The organism is Gottfriedia luciferensis (genome assembly GCF_002156865.1).
GTDB classification, from domain to species: Bacteria; Bacillota; Bacilli; order Bacillales; family Bacillaceae_G; genus Gottfriedia; species Gottfriedia luciferensis.
This window is the reverse complement of record NZ_NCTA01000033.1, coordinates 1-20,265: the sequence shown is the minus strand read 5'-3', so window position 1 is coordinate 20,265 and position 20,265 is coordinate 1. Positions and strand designations below refer to the sequence as shown.

Annotated in this window: 16 protein-coding genes; 15 read left to right on the top strand and 1 reads right to left on the bottom strand. The window is 34.6% G+C overall.

Annotated features, from left to right (window positions below):
* The first annotated feature begins 32 nt into the window (after positions 1 to 32).
* The 4 genes from purM to purD are packed head-to-tail and all read left to right on the top strand — an operon-like array spanning position 33 to position 4,503.
* Positions 33 to 1,070, top strand: coding sequence for a phosphoribosylformylglycinamidine cyclo-ligase (gene purM / locus B7R67_RS17140; protein ID WP_088072211.1), 1,038 nt, complete (start codon positions 33 to 35; stop codon positions 1,068 to 1,070).
* On the top strand, positions 1,070 to 1,633 hold the full coding sequence (purN, locus tag B7R67_RS17135; RefSeq protein WP_088072210.1) for a phosphoribosylglycinamide formyltransferase: 564 nt from the start codon (positions 1,070 to 1,072) through the stop codon (positions 1,631 to 1,633). Before purM ends, purN begins: the two co-directional genes overlap by 1 nt.
* 49 nt (positions 1,634 to 1,682) lie before the next feature.
* Positions 1,683 to 3,218 carry a bifunctional phosphoribosylaminoimidazolecarboxamide formyltransferase/IMP cyclohydrolase gene (purH, locus tag B7R67_RS17130; protein ID WP_088072209.1) on the top strand — a complete coding sequence of 512 codons (1,536 nt, stop codon included), beginning with the start codon at positions 1,683 to 1,685 and terminating at the stop codon, positions 3,216 to 3,218.
* Between the two features lie 19 nt (positions 3,219 to 3,237).
* Complete coding sequence (gene purD, locus B7R67_RS17125; RefSeq protein ID WP_088072208.1) at positions 3,238 to 4,503, top strand: phosphoribosylamine--glycine ligase; 1,266 nt, start codon at positions 3,238 to 3,240, stop codon at positions 4,501 to 4,503.
* Positions 4,504 to 4,603: 100 nt separating this feature from the next.
* Here purD and B7R67_RS17120 read toward each other — a convergent pair whose 3' ends face one another.
* Entirely contained in the window at positions 4,604 to 4,861 is a 258-nt protein-coding gene (locus B7R67_RS17120; RefSeq protein WP_088072207.1) for a YgaP family membrane protein, read from the bottom strand.
* 428 nt (positions 4,862 to 5,289) lie between these two features.
* Here B7R67_RS17120 and pcrB point away from each other — a divergent pair, with 428 nt between their 5' ends.
* From pcrB to gatB, 11 genes are all read left to right on the top strand, one after another.
* On the top strand, positions 5,290 to 5,988 hold the full coding sequence (gene pcrB / locus B7R67_RS17115; RefSeq protein WP_088072206.1) for a heptaprenylglyceryl phosphate synthase: 699 nt from the start codon (positions 5,290 to 5,292) through the stop codon (positions 5,986 to 5,988).
* The gene (gene pcrA / locus B7R67_RS17110) at positions 5,989 to 8,166 is read left to right on the top strand and encodes a DNA helicase PcrA (protein WP_088072205.1); all 2,178 of its coding nucleotides are present in this window, start codon (positions 5,989 to 5,991) and stop codon (positions 8,164 to 8,166) included.
* Positions 8,167 to 8,181: 15 nt separating this feature from the next.
* Entirely contained in the window at positions 8,182 to 10,182 is a 2,001-nt protein-coding gene (gene ligA / locus B7R67_RS17105) for an NAD-dependent DNA ligase LigA (protein ID WP_088072204.1), read from the top strand.
* An 80-nt stretch (positions 10,183 to 10,262) separates the two neighbouring features.
* On the top strand, positions 10,263 to 11,468 hold the full coding sequence (locus B7R67_RS17100; RefSeq protein WP_088072203.1) for a CamS family sex pheromone protein: 1,206 nt from the start codon (positions 10,263 to 10,265) through the stop codon (positions 11,466 to 11,468).
* 202 nt (positions 11,469 to 11,670) lie between these two features.
* Positions 11,671 to 13,218 carry an L-glutamate gamma-semialdehyde dehydrogenase gene (pruA, locus tag B7R67_RS17095; protein WP_088072202.1) on the top strand — a complete coding sequence of 516 codons (1,548 nt, stop codon included), beginning with the start codon at positions 11,671 to 11,673 and terminating at the stop codon, positions 13,216 to 13,218.
* 494 nt (positions 13,219 to 13,712) lie between these two features.
* Entirely contained in the window at positions 13,713 to 14,915 is a 1,203-nt protein-coding gene (locus B7R67_RS17090) for an FtsW/RodA/SpoVE family cell cycle protein (RefSeq protein WP_158095139.1), read from the top strand.
* A gap of 394 nt (positions 14,916 to 15,309) precedes the next feature.
* Positions 15,310 to 15,750, top strand: coding sequence for a hypothetical protein (locus B7R67_RS17085; RefSeq protein WP_088072200.1), 441 nt, complete (start codon positions 15,310 to 15,312; stop codon positions 15,748 to 15,750).
* A 312-nt stretch (positions 15,751 to 16,062) separates the two neighbouring features.
* The gene (locus B7R67_RS17080; RefSeq protein WP_088072199.1) at positions 16,063 to 16,587 is read left to right on the top strand and encodes a deoxycytidylate deaminase; all 525 of its coding nucleotides are present in this window, start codon (positions 16,063 to 16,065) and stop codon (positions 16,585 to 16,587) included.
* Positions 16,588 to 16,754: 167 nt separating this feature from the next.
* Positions 16,755 to 17,045, top strand: coding sequence for an Asp-tRNA(Asn)/Glu-tRNA(Gln) amidotransferase subunit GatC (gene gatC, locus B7R67_RS17075; RefSeq protein ID WP_088072198.1), 291 nt, complete (start codon positions 16,755 to 16,757; stop codon positions 17,043 to 17,045).
* A gap of 14 nt (positions 17,046 to 17,059) precedes the next feature.
* Positions 17,060 to 18,514, top strand: a complete 1,455-nt coding sequence (gene gatA, locus B7R67_RS17070) for an Asp-tRNA(Asn)/Glu-tRNA(Gln) amidotransferase subunit GatA (RefSeq protein ID WP_088072197.1) — start codon at positions 17,060 to 17,062, stop codon at positions 18,512 to 18,514.
* Between the two features lie 15 nt (positions 18,515 to 18,529).
* Positions 18,530 to 19,960, top strand: a complete 1,431-nt coding sequence (gatB, locus tag B7R67_RS17065) for an Asp-tRNA(Asn)/Glu-tRNA(Gln) amidotransferase subunit GatB (RefSeq protein WP_088072196.1) — start codon at positions 18,530 to 18,532, stop codon at positions 19,958 to 19,960.
* Positions 19,961 to 20,265 lie beyond the last annotated feature (305 nt).

The window sequence follows — 20,265 nt, the reverse complement described above, 5'->3', positions numbered from 1 at the left end:
TATTCATAAGGAACGGAAGGGGAAATCATCACATGGCGAATGCATATAAACAAGCTGGAGTAGATATCGAAGCTGGCTATGAAGCAGTGAACAGAATGAAAAAACACGTTCAAAAAACAATGCGTCAAGAAGTTCTAGGTGGATTAGGCGGATTTGGAGGTATGTTTGATCTTTCTAAATTCAATTATAAAGAACCTGTACTTGTATCGGGGACAGATGGAGTTGGAACAAAACTAAAATTGGCTTTCCAAATGGACCGTCATGATACGATTGGCATTGATGCAGTCGCGATGTGTGTGAATGATATTGTGGTTCAAGGAGCGGAGCCTTTATTTTTCCTAGATTATTTAGCAGTTGGAAAAGCGGTACCTGAACGTATTGAACAGATTGTAAAAGGTGTATCAGAAGGCTGTATTCAAGCTGGATGCTCTTTAATAGGTGGAGAAACAGCAGAAATGCCTGGTATGTATCCTGAAGATGAATACGATATTGCTGGTTTCGCAGTAGGGATTGCTGACAAGTCAAAGCTTGTAACTGGGCAGGATATTCAAGCAGGCAATATTCTATTAGGTATTTCATCAAACGGAATCCATAGTAATGGCTATTCTTTAGTTCGTAAGGTGCTATTAGAAAAAGGCGGTTTAACACTGGATCAACAGATAGACAAGTTGGGGCATACATTAGGTGAGGAATTACTACGTCCTACAAAAATCTATGTAAAACCAATCTTAAACGCGTTGAAAAAATTCGAAATAAAAGGTATGGCGCATATTACTGGTGGCGGATTTATTGAAAATATCCCTAGAATGCTTCCAGAAGGAATCGGTGCAGAAATCGATTACGGTTCATGGCCAATTCAACCAATCTTTGATTTATTAGAGGAAATCGGAGAACTAAAGCGCGAAGAAATGTTTAATATTTTTAATATGGGGATCGGTATGGTTCTTGCAGTCCATGAAGAGAACATGCATGACATTATTAATCTATTAGAAGAAGATGGAGAAAAAGTATATATTATTGGCAGAACAAAATCAGGTGAAGGTGTAACATTTGGTGGGGGTTCTCTGTAATGAAGAAAATTGCAGTTTTTGCTTCAGGAAATGGTAGTAATTTTCAAGCAATTCTTGATGCAACTTTGAATGGGGAGCTAAATGCTAAGGTAGAGTTACTTGTATGTGATCGCTCTAATGCATTTTCGATTGAGCGTGCAAAACAAGCAAATATTCCATCTTTTGTATTTTCAGCGAAAAACTATGAAACGAAAGAGCAATACGAAAAAGAAATTATAGATCAGCTTAAGGAATTAAATGTCGAATTTATCGTATTAGCTGGCTATATGAGATTAATCGGTCCGACAATTTTAGACTCATTTCCTGGGAAAATAGTGAATATTCATCCTTCATTTCTACCATTATTTCCTGGAAAAGACGCAATTGGTCAAGCTCTCCTAGCAGGTGTCGAAACGACTGGAGTAACAGTACATTTTGTCGACGAAGGAATGGATACTGGTCCAATCATTGCACAGGAAGAGATACAGATTGAAAAAGGAGATTCGAAAGAGTCACTTGAGCGGAAGGTCCACAGTGTCGAGCATGTTTTATATGTGCAAACATTAAAAAAATTATTTAATTAACTAGATTAAGAGATATAAACATGAAATCGATTAGATAGGGGTATGAATCATGAAAAAACGAGCTTTAGTTAGTGTTTCAGATAAACAAGGGATTATTGAATTTGTAAGTGGATTAATTAAACATGATTTTGAAGTTATTTCAACAGGTGGAACATATAACCTATTAAAAAATGCTGGATTAAACGTAATTGGTATTTCCGAAGTAACGAATTTTCCAGAAATTATGGATGGTCGTGTAAAAACATTACATCCATCAATTCATGGTGGTCTACTTGGAGTTCGTTCAAATGAAGAGCATATGCGTCAAATGAATGAGTTAGGAATTCAGCCAATTGATTTAGTATGTGTTAACTTATATCCATTTAAAGAAACAATTATGAAGCCAGATGTTACATTTGAAGATGCTATCGAAAATATTGATATCGGTGGACCTACAATGCTTCGTTCAGCAGCAAAAAATCATGAGTTTGTATCTGTAGTTGTTGACCCTACAGACTATGAAGTAATTTTAACTGAACTAGCTGAAAATAAGTCAGTTTCTATTCAAACAAACCGAAGATTAGCTGCTAAAGTATTCCGTCATACTGCAGCTTATGATTCTTTAATCTCGAACTATTTAACAGAACAAGTAGGAGAAGAAAATCCTGAGAGTTATACTGTTACTTATGAGTTAAAACAATCTCTTCGCTATGGTGAAAATCCTCACCAAAAAGCAACTTTCTATCGTGCGCCGATGCCAGCTGCTTCGTCTATTGCATATGCTGAGCAATTACATGGTAAAGAGCTTTCTTATAATAATATAAATGATGCAAATGAAGCTTTAAATATCGTACGCGAGTTTACGAACCCAGCGGTTGTAGCTGTTAAGCACATGAATCCATGTGGTGTTGGTGAAGGAACTACAATTGAAGAAGCTTATGATCGTGCTTATGCAGCTGACCCAATTTCTATTTTCGGCGGTATTATAGCAACAAATCGTGAAGTTGATGCTGCTTCAGCTAAGAAAATGCATGAACTATTTTTAGAAATTATCATCGCTCCTTCTTTTAGTGAAGAAGCGATTGAAATTCTTACAAGCAAAAAGAATTTAAGATTATTAACAGTAGACTTAGAAACAAAACCTACATTTGCACCAAAATTAACGACAGTACATGGTGGTCTACTTCGCCAAGATATGGACACTTTCGGATTAGATGACGCGACAATTACAGTACCTACAAAACGTCAACCAACTGAAGAAGAATGGGCGAATTTAAAACTAGGTTGGAAAGTTGTAAAACATGTTAAATCAAATGCGATTGTATTAGCAAAAGACCACATGACAATCGGTGTAGGTGCAGGTCAAATGAATCGCGTTGGTGCTGCGAAAATTGCAATTGAGCAGGCTGGAGAAAAAGCGATTGGTTCAGCGTTAGCATCAGATGCATTTTTCCCTATGAACGATACTGTAGAAGCTGCTGCTAAAGCTGGTATTACAGCAATTATTCAACCAGGCGGATCGATAAAAGATGAAGATTCAATCAAAAAAGCTGATGAATATGGAATTGCAATGGTCTTTACAGGGGTACGTCACTTTAAACATTAAGAAATAAGGAGATGACAAGATGAAAGTATTAGTCATTGGTCGCGGTGGTCGTGAGCATACAATTGCTTGGAAGGTAAATCAGTCGGAGAATGTAACGGATGTATTTGTTGCTCCAGGAAACGATGGAATGATTGATGTTGCAACACTTGTCAATATTGATGAAGGTGACCATGAAGCACTTATTGCATTTGCAAAAAAAGAGGAAATCGACTTAACAATCGTAGGTCCTGAAGTTCCTTTAATGAATGGAATTGTAAATGACTTCAGAGCAGCTAATTTAAAAATATTTGGACCAACTAAAGAAGCAGCAATTATTGAAGGAAGTAAAAGCTTTACAAAGGACTTAATGAAAAAATATTCAATTCCAACAGCAGCATATGAAACATTTACAAATTTTGAAGAAGCAAAAGCATATGTTGAAAAAATGGGTGCACCGATCGTTATAAAAGCTGATGGATTAGCAGCGGGTAAAGGTGTAGTTGTTGCGATGACAATTGAAGAGGCAATTGTAAGTCTTCATGACATGTTACTAGATGAAAAGTATGGAGACGCAAGTGCATCTGTCGTTATTGAAGAATATTTAGAGGGCGAAGAATTTTCACTTATGTCTTTTGTAAATGGAAATAAGGTTTATCCTATGGTAGTCGCTCAAGATCATAAACGTGCGTACGATGGAGATAAAGGACCTAATACTGGTGGTATGGGTGCCTATTCACCAGTACCTCAAATCTCAGAATCAATAATTGAACAATCTTTAAGAGATATAGTAGTACCAGTGGCAGAAGCAATGATTTCTGAAGGCAGAGATTTTACTGGAATTCTATATGCTGGTTTAATGTTAACAAACCAAGGGCCAAAGGTTATTGAGTTTAATGCACGATTTGGTGATCCAGAAACCGAGGTTGTATTACCTCGTTTAGAAAGTGATTTAGCTGAAGTAATGTTAGGAATTTTAAATGACGAAGAGATTAATCTAAACTGGTCAGATGAAGCTGTTGTAGGTGTTGTACTTGCAGCTAACGGATACCCAGAAGTTCCTGAAAAAGGTGCTACCATTACTGGATTAAAAGAGGTAAGTAACGAAACGATGGTATATCACGCAGGTACAAAGCTTGTTAACGATGATTATGTAACGAATGGTGGTAGAGTTTTAATCATTGCACATAAAGGTAGTACAATTCGTGAAGCTTTCGAAAATGTTTATAAACAGATTGAAACGATTCAATCCACTGGCTTATTCTATCGCCACGATATCGGACATAAAGCAATTAAAGTAAATAGTTAATAAAAGAAGGGTCGTCATCCAGACGACCCTTCTTTTATTAAAACAGAACTAATGTTCTATTATTCTCTATACAATCAACTCTAGATTTGATAAACTACTTTTATGAAGGTTGAATGTATTCTTCAAATGAATCTTCCTCGTCGTGTTTATCTGCCATAATCATACATTTCTTGCCAAGTGCAGTCATTGGGCAAAAACGTAATATTCCTTCTGCAACTTTCATGGCACCGATAATAATCAAAAAGAATACAGAATTACTACATCTCCTACGTGTGAGTTTTGCTGTGCCATAAGCTAAAATAGTCAATCCAGCTGTAATACGTATGAGTGCATTTATAATACTAATATTTGGTCTCAACAGAAACTCCCCTTATAATAAGTATCAGTGACTAAATAGATCATTTAAAAATCACTCTTTATCATTTTTCCCTTAAGTTGTATCAATATCATAGGAAACAATTAACATTAATTTTTCAATTTGGTGAGTTAGGGTTACTTTTCCTTTTTAATAAGATACAATACTGTTTGTAGCAAAATCAGATATGGAAAAACTCTAACGGTAAAACGGGTTAGATTGATTGGAATCTCCTGTCTTTCGAGGTGAAAATCTTGATGAGGGGCTGAGTTACTATTGTAGTAACTCAGCATCAAATGTAGGTGATTTGAATTTACGAAAAAAGTAAGTGTTTAGCAGGCCATCAGAATACATTTTTTTTATATTACATGATAAAAAATACTTTAAATAAATAGAAGATAAAAATGAAATAAACAATTCCGGAGGACAAAATGTACGACTATTCACAATGGAATCACATATTTAAATTAGATCCAAATAAAGAAATCTCAGATGAAGAATTAGAAAAAATTTGTGAGTCTGGAACGGATGCAATATTAGTTGGCGGTACTGACGGCGTAACATTAGACGATACTTTATCGTTATTAGTTAGAATTAGACGTTATGCAGTACCATGCATATTGGAGGTTTCAAATCTTGAGGCTGTAACACCAGGTTATGATTTTTATTTTATCCCTACAGTACTAAATAGTAATGATCCAAACTGGATTGTTGGGATGCATCAAAAAGCAATGAAAGAATTTGCTCATTTAGTCCATGCTGAAGAATTAGTAATGGAAGGTTATTGTATTTTAAACGAAAATTGTAAGGCGGCAAAGCTAACAAATGCAATGACGGATCTTTCAGTAGAAGATGTTGTGGCATATGCTGAGGTTGCTGAGCAATTATTGAAATTACCGATATTTTATTTAGAATATAGTGGAACGTATGGTTCTGTTAAAGTCGTAGAAGAAGTTTCAAAAGTTGTAAATAATACACGATTATTCTACGGCGGTGGAATATCATCAGCTGAGCAAGCAATTGAGATGAGTCAATTTGCAGATACAATAGTTGTTGGGAACATTATATATGAAAATTTACAAGAGGCTTTACTTACGGTGAAAGCTGTTAAAGAAGGAGCGACAAAATAAATGAAAACTGCAGAAGAATTATTGCAAGGTTTAAATCCTATGCAAAAAGAAGCCGTTAAAACGGTTAACGGTCCTTTATTAATTATGGCTGGAGCAGGTTCAGGTAAAACAAGGGTGTTAACACATCGAATTGCCTATTTGCTTGGCGAAAAAAGTGTCGCTCCATGGAATATTCTAGCTATCACATTTACAAATAAAGCAGCTAGAGAAATGCAGGAGCGTATTTATAATCTAGTTGGTAAAGATGCAGAAGACATTTGGGTTTCAACGTTTCACTCAATGTGTGTTCGAATTCTTCGTAGAGATATCGATCGAATTGGGATTAATAGAAGCTTTTCAATTTTAGATACAACCGATCAATTAACTGTCATTAAAAATATTCTTAAAGAGAAAAACTTAGATTCAAAGAAATTTGATCCACGTAGCATTCTAGGAACAATTAGTAGTGCAAAAAATGAACTTCAAACAGCAGCTGATTATTCAAGAGATGCTTTTACGCCATTTGAAAAAGTTGTTGGGGAAATTTATGTATCATATCAAGATCGTTTACGTAAAAATCACTCATTAGACTTTGATGATTTGATTATGATGACAATAAACTTGTTTGAACGTGTTCCAGAAGTATTACAATATTATCAAAGAAAGTTTCAATATATTCATGTTGACGAGTATCAAGATACAAACCATGCTCAATATAAAATTGTAAAAATGCTTGCAGAGCAATTTAAAAATATTTGTGTAGTTGGTGACTCTGACCAATCGATTTATCGCTGGCGTGGAGCGGATATCTCAAATATTCTTTCCTTTGAAAAAGATTATGATAATGCACAAGTAATTCTATTAGAACAAAATTATCGTTCGACTCAAACAATTCTTGATGCAGCTAATGCGGTAATTACGAATAATTCAAATCGTAAACCGAAAAAACTTTGGACTGAAAATGGACAAGGTAATCCGATTCATTACTTCAGAGCGGCCTCTGAACAGGACGAAGGTTATTTTGTAGCTGGTAAGTTAGCACAATGGAAAAAAGAAGGTGCTAATCAATATAGTGATGTAGCAATTCTATATCGTACAAATGCGCAATCCCGTGCAATGGAGGAAGTTTTAGTAAAATCGAATATTCCTTATAAAATGGTCGGCGGAGTAAAGTTCTATGACCGTAAAGAAATTAAAGATATACTGGCTTACTTACGATTCATTGCAAATCCAAATGATGAAATTAGTTTTTCTAGAATTATTAATGTACCAAAACGTGGGGTTGGTGCTGCCTCAGTAGATAAAATTATTAACTATAGTATTTTGAATGATTTATCTTTATCAGATACGTTAGAACAAATTGATTTCGTTGGTTTAAGTGGGAAAATTACAAAAGCAATTGGTGATTTCCATGCAATGACGAAAAATTGGCAACAAATGCTAGACTATTTATCTGTAACGGAATTAGTGGAAGAGATTCTTGATAAAACTGGTTATATTCAAATGTTAAAGGATGAAAATACAATTGAATCTGCTTCAAGAATTGAAAATATTGAAGAATTTTTAACTGTTACAAATGCATTTGAAGAAAGCAGTGAGGATAAAAGTTTAGTTTCATTCTTAACTGATTTAGCACTTGTTTCAGATATTGACCAAGCAGATAAGGAAGAGTCTACAGCGGATGAAGTTATTCTAATGACCCTACATTCAGCAAAAGGACTAGAATTTCCAGTTGTGTTCTTAATCGGTATGGAGGAAGGTATATTCCCTCATAGTCGCTCTTTAATGGACGAAGAAGAGATGGAAGAAGAAAGAAGATTAGCATATGTAGGGATTACTCGTGCTGAAAAGCAATTATATATTACAAATGCTCAAACACGTACACTTTATGGCCGTACGAGTGTGAACCAAGAATCACGCTTTATAAACGAAATACCTGATGAATTACTTGATCGTGCAAATAAAAAAGTAGTGAATGAACGTCGCGCGGTTTCTAGACCAGCTATGACAATGAAGACAACAGGTGGCGAGTCTCTAGGATGGAAAGTTGGGGACAAGGCTTCACATGGTAAATGGGGAATTGGTACGGTAGTAAGCGTAAAAGGAGAAGGCGAAGCAATGGAATTAGATATTGCTTTCCCAAGTCCAACCGGTATTAAACGTTTGTTAGCTAAATTTGCTCCAATTACGAAAGCATAGAAGGGTTGGTATCTCATGGATCAAAAGATCATTGATAAAATTGAAGAATTAAGAACAAAATTAAGTCAATACAACTATGAGTATCATGTATTAGATCAACCTTCAGTTCCAGATGCCGAATATGATTTACTTTTACATGAATTAATCGGCTTAGAGGAACAATTTCCGGAATTAATTACACCAGATTCTCCTACTCAGAGAATAGGTGGTCAAGCGATTGATTTGTTTGAGAAAGTAGTTCACAGTCATCCTATGTTAAGCCTAGGGAATGCTTTTAATGAAGGAGATTTAAAGGATTTCGATCAAAGGGTTAGACAAGATACAACAGATGTAACTTATGTATGTGAGCTTAAAATAGATGGCTTAGCAGTTTCATTACAATATGAAAATGGATTGTTTGTCAAAGGTGCTACACGTGGAGACGGTAGTGTTGGAGAAGACATAACTCATAATTTAAAAACAATTAAAGCAATTCCTTTAAGACTTTCTGAACCAATTTCAATAGAAGCCCGTGGAGAAGCTTTTATGCCAAAGGCTAGCTTTGAAAAAGTGAATGAATTACGTGAGAAGAATGGTGAGGAATTATTTGCAAATCCAAGAAATGCAGCGGCTGGTTCACTACGCCAATTAGATCCAAAAATTGTAGCTAAAAGGGACTTATCATTTTTTGTTTATGGCTTCCCTACTGCTGAAGAATTTTCAATACAAAAACATAGTGAGGCACTAGACTATTTACAACAACTAGGTTTTAAAACGAATACTTTCCGTAAAAAATGCAATTCAATCGATGAAGTTATTGAATACGTTGAAGAATGGAAAGAAAAGAGACCATCATTGCCGTATGAGATTGATGGAATTGTTATAAAAGTAGATGAATATAGTACTCAGAAAAAATTAGGTTCAACAGCTAAAGTACCAAGATGGGCAATTGCATACAAATTCCCAGCCGAAGAGGTAGTTACAAAGTTAGTTGATATCGAATTAAGTGTAGGTCGTACAGGAGTGGTTACTCCTACTGCTATTTTAGAGCCAGTACGAGTTGCAGGTACAGTTGTAAAACGTGCTTCATTGCATAATGAAGATTTAATTAAAGAAAAAGATATTCGAATTGGAGATTCGGTCGTTATTAGAAAGGCTGGAGATATTATCCCAGAAGTTGTGAATGTTCTTTTAGACCGTCGTACTGGTGAAGAACATCCTTTTTCAATGCCAACTCATTGCCCTTCGTGTGAGCATGAATTAGTTAGGATAGCGGGTGAAGTAGCATTACGTTGTATAAATCCTTTTTGTCCGTCACAAATTCGTGAAGGATTAATTCATTTTGCTTCACGTGATGCAATGAATATTGAAGGTTTAGGTGAAAGAGTAGTATCGCAGTTATTCGATGCGAAACTGATTAAGACATTTACAGATCTTTATCTTTTAACAAAAGATCAATTATTATCATTGGAACGTTTCGGAGAAAAATCTGCAGATAAATTAATTTCTGCTATTCAAGCCTCTAAAGAAAATTCTTTAGAAAAATTATTATTTGGATTAGGTATTCGACACGTTGGAGCGAAAGCAGCAAAAACATTAGCACAGCATTTCCAATCAATTGATCGACTTATGGAAGCATCAGTAGAGGAAATAACAGGAATAAATGAAATTGGTTCAAAAATGGCTCAGTCAATTAATGATTATTTCTCACAAGAAGAAGTAAAAGAATTAATTTCAACATTCAAATCTGTAGGTGTAAATACTGAATACAAAGGTATTCAAATTGAAAATATCGATATGGATTCTCTTTTTGCTGGTAAAACAGTAGTGTTAACTGGTAAGCTAGAACAGATGACTCGAAGTGAAGCTAAAAAGCAATTAGAAGCACTTGGTGCAAAAGTTGCTGGAAGTGTAAGTAAAAGTACCGATTTAGTCATAGCAGGAGAAGCAGCTGGTTCGAAACTAGATGCTGCACGTAAATTAAATATTGAGGTTTGGGATGAAGAGAGAATGATTAAAGAGCTTCAGTCTCAATAACTCTGATAATCAACTAGAGGACGAGCTATATGATATTAGAAATCGGTTCGTTCACTCAATAATTAGAAGGTGTGAGTTAGATGAAAAAACGTATAGGATTATTCCTATGTTGTCTTTCGCTCATCTTATCTGGCTGTTCGTTATCAATAAAGAATGAAGATAAGGTTGTACAAGAGAGCAATAATAGTAAAAAAGGGGAAAATGCAATTATACCCCGCTATTCAATTTCAAATGATTACTATAAGACAATACTTCCGTTTAAACCTAGTAAAACTAGAGGTGCTGTCGTTTCAAATCTTGATAATAGACTTGATATTAATGAATTTGAATTGGGATTAATGCGAATTGTACGTGAGCAATATTCAACAAAAGATTATTTGTATCAAGAAGGTCAATTATTAAGCAAAAAAACGGTCGAGTCTTGGTTGAAGAGGAAGTATACTCCTGCTCAATTTAAACAAAAACAAGACGCACTTAAAGCGGCTAATTTAAGTCCGAATTCGATTACGAATGATGGACTAAACCCAATTCAAACAAATGCAAAGAATTTAACTGAAGATCAAAAAGCGAAAGAAGCTCCAATTTATTTAAACCATATTTTAGAGCAGGATTATCTAAAAAAGAGCGGTAAAGAAGTTAAGATTGAGGGAGTTGCAATTGGTCTAGCGATGAACTCTGTTTATTACTATCAAGAGGAGCATGGTTATCCTAGAGAGCTTAAAATTCCTCAAGATGAAATGATTAAACAGGGGAAAGAAATTGCACAAGAAATTTTGACAAGAGTCCGTAAAATGGATGAATTTAAAGATATTCCTATTACATTTGCTATTTTCCGTCAACAAAGTCAATCTTCTGTTGTGCCAGGGAATTATGTAGCAATGACGTCAGTTTCTGGAAGTGACATCACAATTGGTAATTGGGATAAAATTAATGAGAAGTATTATTTATTCCCATCAGCTGCAGCAACAGCAGATTATCGTGATGATGCGATGAAAATGGTGAATTTTAAATCAGATATCGAAAATTATTTTCCGAATTATACTGGTGTAGTAGGAACTGGTTTTTATAAAGATAATGAATTAATACAACTAAAAATTGATATACCTATGCAGTTTTATGGTAAGGCAGAAGTGATCGCTTTTACTCAATATGTAGCAGGGTTAATGATGGACCATTTCCCTTCATACTTAAAGGTTGAGACGAATATTTTCTCGGCCAATGGACAAGAAGCACTGATCGTAAAAGAGGTAGATGCTAAAGAACCGAGTGTGCATATTTATAACTAAAAAGGAAGAGTCCTACTCTTCCTTTTTCTACTTTAACGGAAGAATCTGTAAGCGGTTCCTAATTGAAGTATATATAGGAATAATGTATTATGTAATTGTGAGTTTTTTATTCAGTAGTTTAGCTACTAGCAATTGACTGAAAAAACTGATAGAAGATAGTTTGCAGTTTTTTGCTATTATAATCAAAAGGGGGATTTATTCAATGGTTATACCTTACAAACATGAGCCATTTACTAACTATGGCTTAGAGGAGAATCAAGAACAATACAAACAAGGATTAGCAAAAGTTTCATCTTACTTAGGTGAAAAATATCCGCTAATCATTGGTGGAGAGCGTATCTTTACAGAAGAACAAATCGTTTCTGTAAATCCTTCAAATCATAAAGAAGTTATTGGATCTGTATCTAAAGCAAGTCGTGACTTAGCTGAAAAAGCTATGCAGATTGCTGATACTACTTTTAATACATGGAAAAAAGTTAAACCTGAAGTTCGTGCTGACATTTTATTCCGTGCGGCTGCAATTATCCGTCGTCGTAAACACGAATTCTCAGCATTATTAACAAAAGAAGCTGGTAAACCTTGGAATGAAGCAGATGCTGATACAGCAGAAGCAATCGATTTCTTAGAGTTCTATGCTCGTCAAATGTTACAATTAAAAGACGGTATTCCTGTTGAAAGCCGTCCAGGTGAATATAACCGTTTCAACTACATTCCATTAGGAGTAGGTGTTGTAATCTCTCCATGGAACTTCCCATTTGCTATCATGGCTGGAACAACTGTAGCTGCTGTAGTAACTGGTAACACAGTTCTATTAAAACCAGCAAGTACAACTCCAGTAGTAGCTTACAAATTTATTGAAGTACTTGAAGAAGCTGGATTACCTGCAGGAGTAGTAAACTTCGTACCAGGTAGCGGTGCTGAAGTAGGAGATTACTTAGTTGATCACCCACGTACTCGTTTCATCAGCTTTACAGGTTCTAAAGAAGTAGGTTTACGTATTTATGAACGCGCTTCAAAAGTTAACCCAGGTCAAATCTGGTTAAAACGTGTTATCGCTGAAATGGGTGGTAAAGACACAATCGTAGTTGATAAAGAAGCTGATTTAGAATTAGCTGCTAAATCAATCGTTACATCTGCATTCGGTTTCTCTGGTCAAAAATGTTCAGCATGTTCTCGTGCAGTAATTCACCAAGATGTGTATGATCAAGTTCTTGCTCGTGCAATCGAATTAACTAACGAATTAACTGTTGGAAACCCAGAAGACCGTTCAATTTACATGGGTCCTGTTAATGACCAAGCTGCTTTCAATAAAGTAATGAGCTACGTACAAATCGGACGTGAAGAAGGCCGTGTAGTAACTGGTGGAGAAGGAGACGATTCTACTGGTTGGTTCATCAAACCAACAATCGTTGCTGACGTTGCTGAAGATGCTCGTTTAATGAAAGAAGAAATCTTTGGACCAGTTGTAGCATTCTGTAAAGCTAACGACTTTGATCATGCATTAGAGATCGCTAACAACACAGAATACGGTTTAACAGGTGCTGTTATCTCAAACAACCGTGCAAACATCGAAAAAGCACGTGAAGATTTCCACGTTGGTAACTTATACTTCAACCGTGGATGTACTGGTGCAATCGTTGGTTACCAACCATTTGGTGGATTCAACATGTCAGGTACTGACTCTAAAGCAGGCGGACCAGACTACTTAGTACTTCACATGCAAGGTAAAACAACTTCAGAAATGCTTTAATATAAAAAAAGGTTTGTTTTTTAAACCTTGATAATAAGAAACCCACAAAGAAGTAATTTCTTTGTGGGTTTTTATTTATTATTGATGTAATAATGTTTTACACTGCATTTTGTTAGTTTTATACAATTATTAACAAAAATTTCTTATGTTCAATAAAAAACAAACATGAGTGATTAGTATAATGGATGAGTAGATTTATTTTAAATCTCTGTTAAAAAAATGTTGATTTCCGTTTCAGGATGCTCACTTTCTTAAGACCAGGAACAAGGAATGGCAGGATCAAGGAGAATGGAAAAGATATTAAAAGACTATATTCACTATGTAATTCTTTTCCTGCTCCTTCAGTCTCGCACCTTACACTCCAAACAAGTCATTAAAATACTCTGTATCTTAAATTCTTTAAATCTTTTTCGAAAATGTATTTTTGTATTATATCAACAATTAAATTTAACAGAACCAATTAAAAAGAGAAAAGAATGTTAGAGGAATTGAAAATGAATCCTAAAAAAACTTTTTTAAAATCTTATGATTCTATTTTGTTAATAATAATTTTTTCATTAATGATTACAAGTATAGTGGCTGTATACTCGGCAAGTAGAAACGGGCAATACAATGGAGATTTTGTTATAAAGCAAAGTGCCTTTTATTTAATAGGAATGATCATATCGATATTAGTTGCAACAATTGATATTAATCGGATAAAAAAAATAAACTGGATTATTTACGGAACTTGTTTATCTCTTTTACTAATATTAATGTTTGCTCCTTACAGTATTGCAAGACCAGTTAACGGTGCTAAAGCATGGTTTCAGCTACCCTTTTTTGGTACATTACAACCTTCAGAATTTATGAAAATAAGTTTAATAATTAGTATTAGTGCCGTAGTCGATCAACATTATAAGTTATATCCAATTGCTAATTTAAAAAAAGACCTAATCTTGTTAAGTGAAATTTTGTTTATTACGTTACCACCTATTTTAATAATTCTTATACAACCTGACACCGGAATGACCATGCTTTTAATAGTAATAAGTATCTCCATCACATTGAGCTCCAAAATTAAACTTTCGCTTGTTGTACTTTTAATTTCAATACCTGCACTTATTGTTTCTGCTCTATTAGTTATCATTAGCAAATTTCCAGTCTACTTTGAAAGAAGAATGCTATCTTTATTAATGCCTCATCAGAGAAGTAGAATAGAAGGTTGGTTAGATCCTTTTGCACACACTGATGCAGGTTTTCAAACAAAACAGGGATTACTTGCTATTGGGACTGGTCAACTTTCAGGAAAAGGATATTTAAATGGAAGTGTATACATCCCAGAAGAGCATACAGACTTTATTTTTGCAAATATAGGAGAAGAATTTGGTTTTATTGGAGGAGCCATAGTCATAACTTTATTTTTTCTTTTATTAAGTAGAATAATTAATATTGCGTTAAGTGCTCTAAATCATACTAATAATTTGTTTGGATCAATGATTTGTGTTGGTACTATTTCGGTGTTAGCATTCCAAATCTTTCAGAATATAGGAATGACCATAGGTTTACTACCCGTAACAGGTATAACGCTCCCTTTTATTAGTTATGGAGGGAGTTCATTATTGTCAAATATGATATTAATAGGATTAACGCAATCAGTTAGAAATTCATACAATGATTACATGTTCTATAGCTCGATCGGAGGTAAATATGGATAAAAAAATTTTCAGAGATAGATTGAGAATCTTATTATACATAGCAATAGGTTTATTTATGATTATTATTTTAAGGTTGTTATACATTGTAATCATATTACCTTAAAGAGAAAAATAGTAAAATGTCACTATAATTTACATTAAATATCCTTTTTTATAGATTTCGAATATAATTGTGAAACTCTTAAATATTGCTTTTTTGCTAGAATGAATAAAGAAATCGTAAATGTTTAAGCACGCTATTTCTGTGTAAAGACGATTCTTTCTATAAACATACATCGATATGTGAAAAAGTTCACAAATTTAGTTATAAATCCTCAATAAGAATTTAGTAGAAAATTATAATCTAGTGATATTAACATGGATTGTTAAAATTACTAGATAGGAGAGTTTTTAAATGAGACTAAAAAAAGTGATATTATTTACAGGCAGTTTATCTTCTTTATTGGTATTTGGACCAGTTTGTAGTAATACGTATGCTACTGTTGCTGTTCCTATTAAAGCTGGTATTTGGGATTATAAAGGTGCAGATCCTAGTATTTATGTAGACAGCACTAAAGCTTGGACATTTCCATCAATTATTAAATCAGGTGGAGGAGATTTCCAAGTAAGAATAAATAACAATTCAACGGGAGGCAATCTACAAGTAATACTTAAGGAATCCGATGGTAGCACATCCGAAATTGTAGGAGCTCCAACAGAAATATCTTCAGATGGGAAAATACTTACTTGGAGAAATCTAAATAGTTATTTAGATGGTGGAGACGGTGCTGAATTTTTTATCACGGTAAAATCTTCTAGTGGTAAAGGATATGTAACAGCTGCATATTATGATTGATATTATGCTAAAAGGGCGTAAGGTAAATTACGCTCTTTTTATTATGCCTTTTATTTCATTTATTTAGGGGTACTTCAATTAGTTAGAAGACTTATGGAAGAGGTACTAAAAGAAGGAGTATAAGTCAAAAATAAGTCTCATAACGTAAAGCCTTGATCTTTTTAAGGCAAACAATCCAGATTTAAGTATTGGGATAAATTCCCTTCAGTAAGCTAAGCTTTTTATTGTGACCTTATTACTTTCAGCCAAGCTCTTTCGCTTGTTATTATGCTATAATTTTAAAATAAAAAAGTAAACAGAGAGAAGGATATCATGCAAATTTTACAGAGAATTATTCAATTAGTAGATTCAATTCCTTTAGGAACTCGTGATGATTGGGACTCTTATTTTTTAGGACAAGCATTTATTACTTCTCTTCGTTCAACTTGTGGAAGTAGAAGGGTTGGAGCAGTTATTGTAAGCGACAATCGAGTAATTGCTTCTGGTTATAATGGTTATCCGAAAGGTGCTATACACTGTATTGATGGAGGTTGTCCACGTTTTGCTGCACGTGAAAAAGGTCTATTAGAAAGTGGAACCTATTCAAATGAATACCCATGTGATGCATTTCATGCAGAAGAAAATGCAATTTATCAACTTGTACAATCAGGGATTCAAAAAACAAAAGGTGACAATTGGACACTCTATTGCACGACTGCACCATGTAGAGCTTGCGCAAAAATGATTAACGGAGCAGGAATAACTAGAGTTGTCTATAATGTAGGTTATCCAGATGATTATTCAGTTGAGTATTTTAAAAAATATGGCATCGAATTAACAAGAATATCTGCCGAATAATAAATAAATCGATATTTAAACAAACGTTTGATTAATTTTTAAGAGAGATAATTAAAACTTTTTTCAATATTTTTATTCGTGTTTAAGCGGAATGTTGCCCGAGGCATGAGAAATTTGGTATTATCAGTATATTGTATGTTGTGCGAATAATATGGAGGTGCATATAAATGTCAAAAATTACAATGGAGCAAGTTAAGCACGTTGCTCATTTAGCGCGTTTAGCGGTAACTGAAGAAGAAGCAGAGAAATTTTCAAAACAACTTGGAGCAATTTTAGATTTTGCTGAGCAGTTAGGTGAACTTGATACAACGAATGTAAAACCAACTACCCACGTACTGAAAATGCGTAACGTATTACGTAAAGATGAACCAGGTAAAGGTTTACCAATTGAAGAGGTACTTAAAAATGCACCAGACCACCAAGATGGACAAGTTAAAGTACCGTCAATATTGGATTAAGGGGGGAACGAAGAATGTCATTATTTGAATATACAGTTTCAGAATTACATAAAAAATTAAAATCAAAAGAGATTAAAGTAGAAGAATTAGTAAATGAATCTTATGAACGTATCTCAGCAGTTGATGGCGAAGTAAAATCATTTTTAACTTTAAATGAAGAGCAAGCTCGTCTTCAAGCAAAAGCACTAGATGAAAAAGCATGGGATGAATCTCGTGGAATTCTTTCTGGTATGCCAATTGGTGTAAAGGATAATATTGTTACAAAAGGACTTCGTACTACTTGTGCAAGTAAGATTCTTGAAAACTTTAATCCTATTTATGATGCAACAGTTGTAACGAAATTAGCACAAGCTGAAGCAATCACGATCGGAAAACTAAATATGGATGAATTTGCAATGGGTTCATCAAATGAAAATTCTGCATTCGGTGGTTCTCGCAACCCTTGGAATACTGATTATGTACCTGGCGGAAGTAGTGGTGGATCTGCAGCTTCAGTTGCTGCTGGTGAAGTACTATTCTCATTAGGTTCTGATACAGGTGGATCAATTCGTCAGCCAGCTTCATTCTGTGGTGTTGTTGGTTTAAAACCTACATATGGCCGTGTATCTCGTTCTGGTTTAGTAGCATTTGCTTCTTCACTAGATCAAATTGGACCAATTACTAGAAATGTAGAAGACAATGCATTATTATTACAAGCAATTTCAGGCTTAGATGCTAGTGATTCAACATCGGCAAACGTTGAGGTTCCTTCTTTTGTACAATCACTAACTGGAGATATTAAAGGCTTAAGAATTGCAGTACCTAAGGAATATTTAGGTGAAGGTGTTGGAGAAGAAGCACGAGCATCTGTAATGGCTGCTTTAAATCTATTAGAAAGCTTAGGCGCTACATGGGAAGAGGTTTCATTACCACACTCAAAATACGCATTAGCTACATATTACCTAATTTCTTCATCTGAAGCATCTGCTAACTTAGCTCGATTTGATGGTATTCGCTATGGTCATCGTGCAGCAGATGTAGAGAACTTAATTGATCTTTACAAGAAAACTAGAGCTGAGGGCTTTGGAGATGAAGTAAAACGTCGTATCATGCTTGGTACATATGCACTAAGTTCAGGTTACTATGATGCTTACTACAAAAAAGCTCAACAAGTACGTACTTTAATCAAAGAAGATTTTGAAAAAGTATTTGAAAACTATGATGTTATCATTGGACCAACTACACCAACTCCTGCATTTAAAATAGGAGAAAAAGTAAGTGATCCTATGACAATGTACGCAAATGATATTTTAACGATTCCTATTAACTTAGCGGGCGTTCCAGCTATTTCAGTTCCTTGTGGCTTCCATAATGGATTACCGTTAGGATTACAAATAATTGGTAAACATTTTGATGAGTCAACGATTTACCGAGTTGCACATGCATATGAACAAGCAACAGACTTTACAAAACAAAGACCACAACTATAAGGAGGCGCGGGAAAGATGAATTTTGAAACGATAATCGGTTTAGAAGTACACGTAGAATTAAAAACAAAATCAAAAATCTTCTCACCAAGCCCTAATGCGTTTGGTGCAGATCCAAATACAAATACTGGAGTAATTGATTTAGGTTATCCTGGGGTATTACCAGTATTAAACGAAGAAGCTGTAAATTTTGGTATGAAAGCTGCAATGGCACTAAATTGTGAGATTGCAACTGAAACGAAATTTGACCGTAAAAATTACTTCTATCCTGATAATCCAAAAGCTTACCAAATCTCTCAATTTGATAAGCCGATCGGTGAAAATGGTTGGATTGAAATTGAAGTAGGTGGCAAGAAGAAACGAATCGGTATTACTCGCGTTCATTTAGAAGAGGATGCAGGTAAATTAAATCATACTGATGAAGGTTATTCATTAGTGGACTTTAACCGTCAAGGAACTCCGTTAATTGAGATCGTTTCTGAGCCTGATATGCGTACTCCTGAAGAGGCTTATGCATACCTAGAGAAACTAAAATCAATTATTCAATTCACTGGCGTATCTGATGTGAAAATGGAAGAAGGCTCACTTCGTTGTGATGCAAATATATCATTACGTCCTTTTGGCCAAGAAAAATTCGGTACGAAAGCAGAATTAAAGAACTTAAACTCATTTACGTTCGTTCAAAAAGGACTAGAGCATGAGCAAGTTCGCCAAGAAAAAGTATTGTTATCTGGTGGAATAATCCAACAAGAAACACGTCGTTATGATGAAGCAACAAAAACGACAATTTTAATGCGTGTTAAAGAAGGTTCAGATGATTACCGTTACTTCCCAGAGCCAGACTTAGTTGAACTATACATTGATGATGAGTGGAAAGAGCGTGTTCGCCAAAGTATTCCTGAGCTTCCAGATGCTCGTCAAAAACGTTATGTTGAACAATTAGGCTTACCGGCTTACGATGCAATGGTATTAACACTAACAAAAGAAATGTCTGATTTCTTCGATGAAACGATCAATAACGGTGCAGATGCAAAATTAGCATCTAACTGGTTAATGGGTGAAGTATCAGCATACTTAAATAAATCTCAAAAAGAATTACACGATGTTGCCTTAACACCTGAAAACTTAGCAAGTATGCTTAAGTTAATTGAGGATGGAACAATTTCATCTAAAATTGCGAAAAAAGTATTCACTGAGCTAATCGAAAAAGGCGGAGACGCTAACGAAATCGTTAAATCACAAGGTTTAGTTCAGCTTTCTGATGAAGGTACTCTTCGTAATCTTGTAATTGAGACACTTGATAAGAACCCTCAATCAATTGAAGACTTTAAAAATGGTAAAGACCGAGCGATTGGTTTCCTTGTTGGTCAAATGATGAAAGCAACTAAAGGTCAAGCTAATCCACCATTATTAAATAAAATATTAATGGAAGAAATTCAAAAAAGATAATTTTCTTCCAAAAAACTACGAGCATTTCGCTCGTAGTTATCTTAATAGAATACGTTTTACTAGAATCGGCTGAAACAATTGACATGATTGGTTTCGGCCGATTTTATTTTTTGATTGTTGTTGTATATAACATCAAAGTGTTAATTTGAAAATAATATTAATGTGCACCCTAGGTGGATTTATCAAATTAGAATCTTGTATTTTAAGTTTTGATTCTGTTAAAAAAGAATGTTGATTTCCGTTACAGGATGCTCCCTTTCCATGGGGCGTGAGCTGAGCCTCCTCGGCAAGCCTGCGGGGTCTCA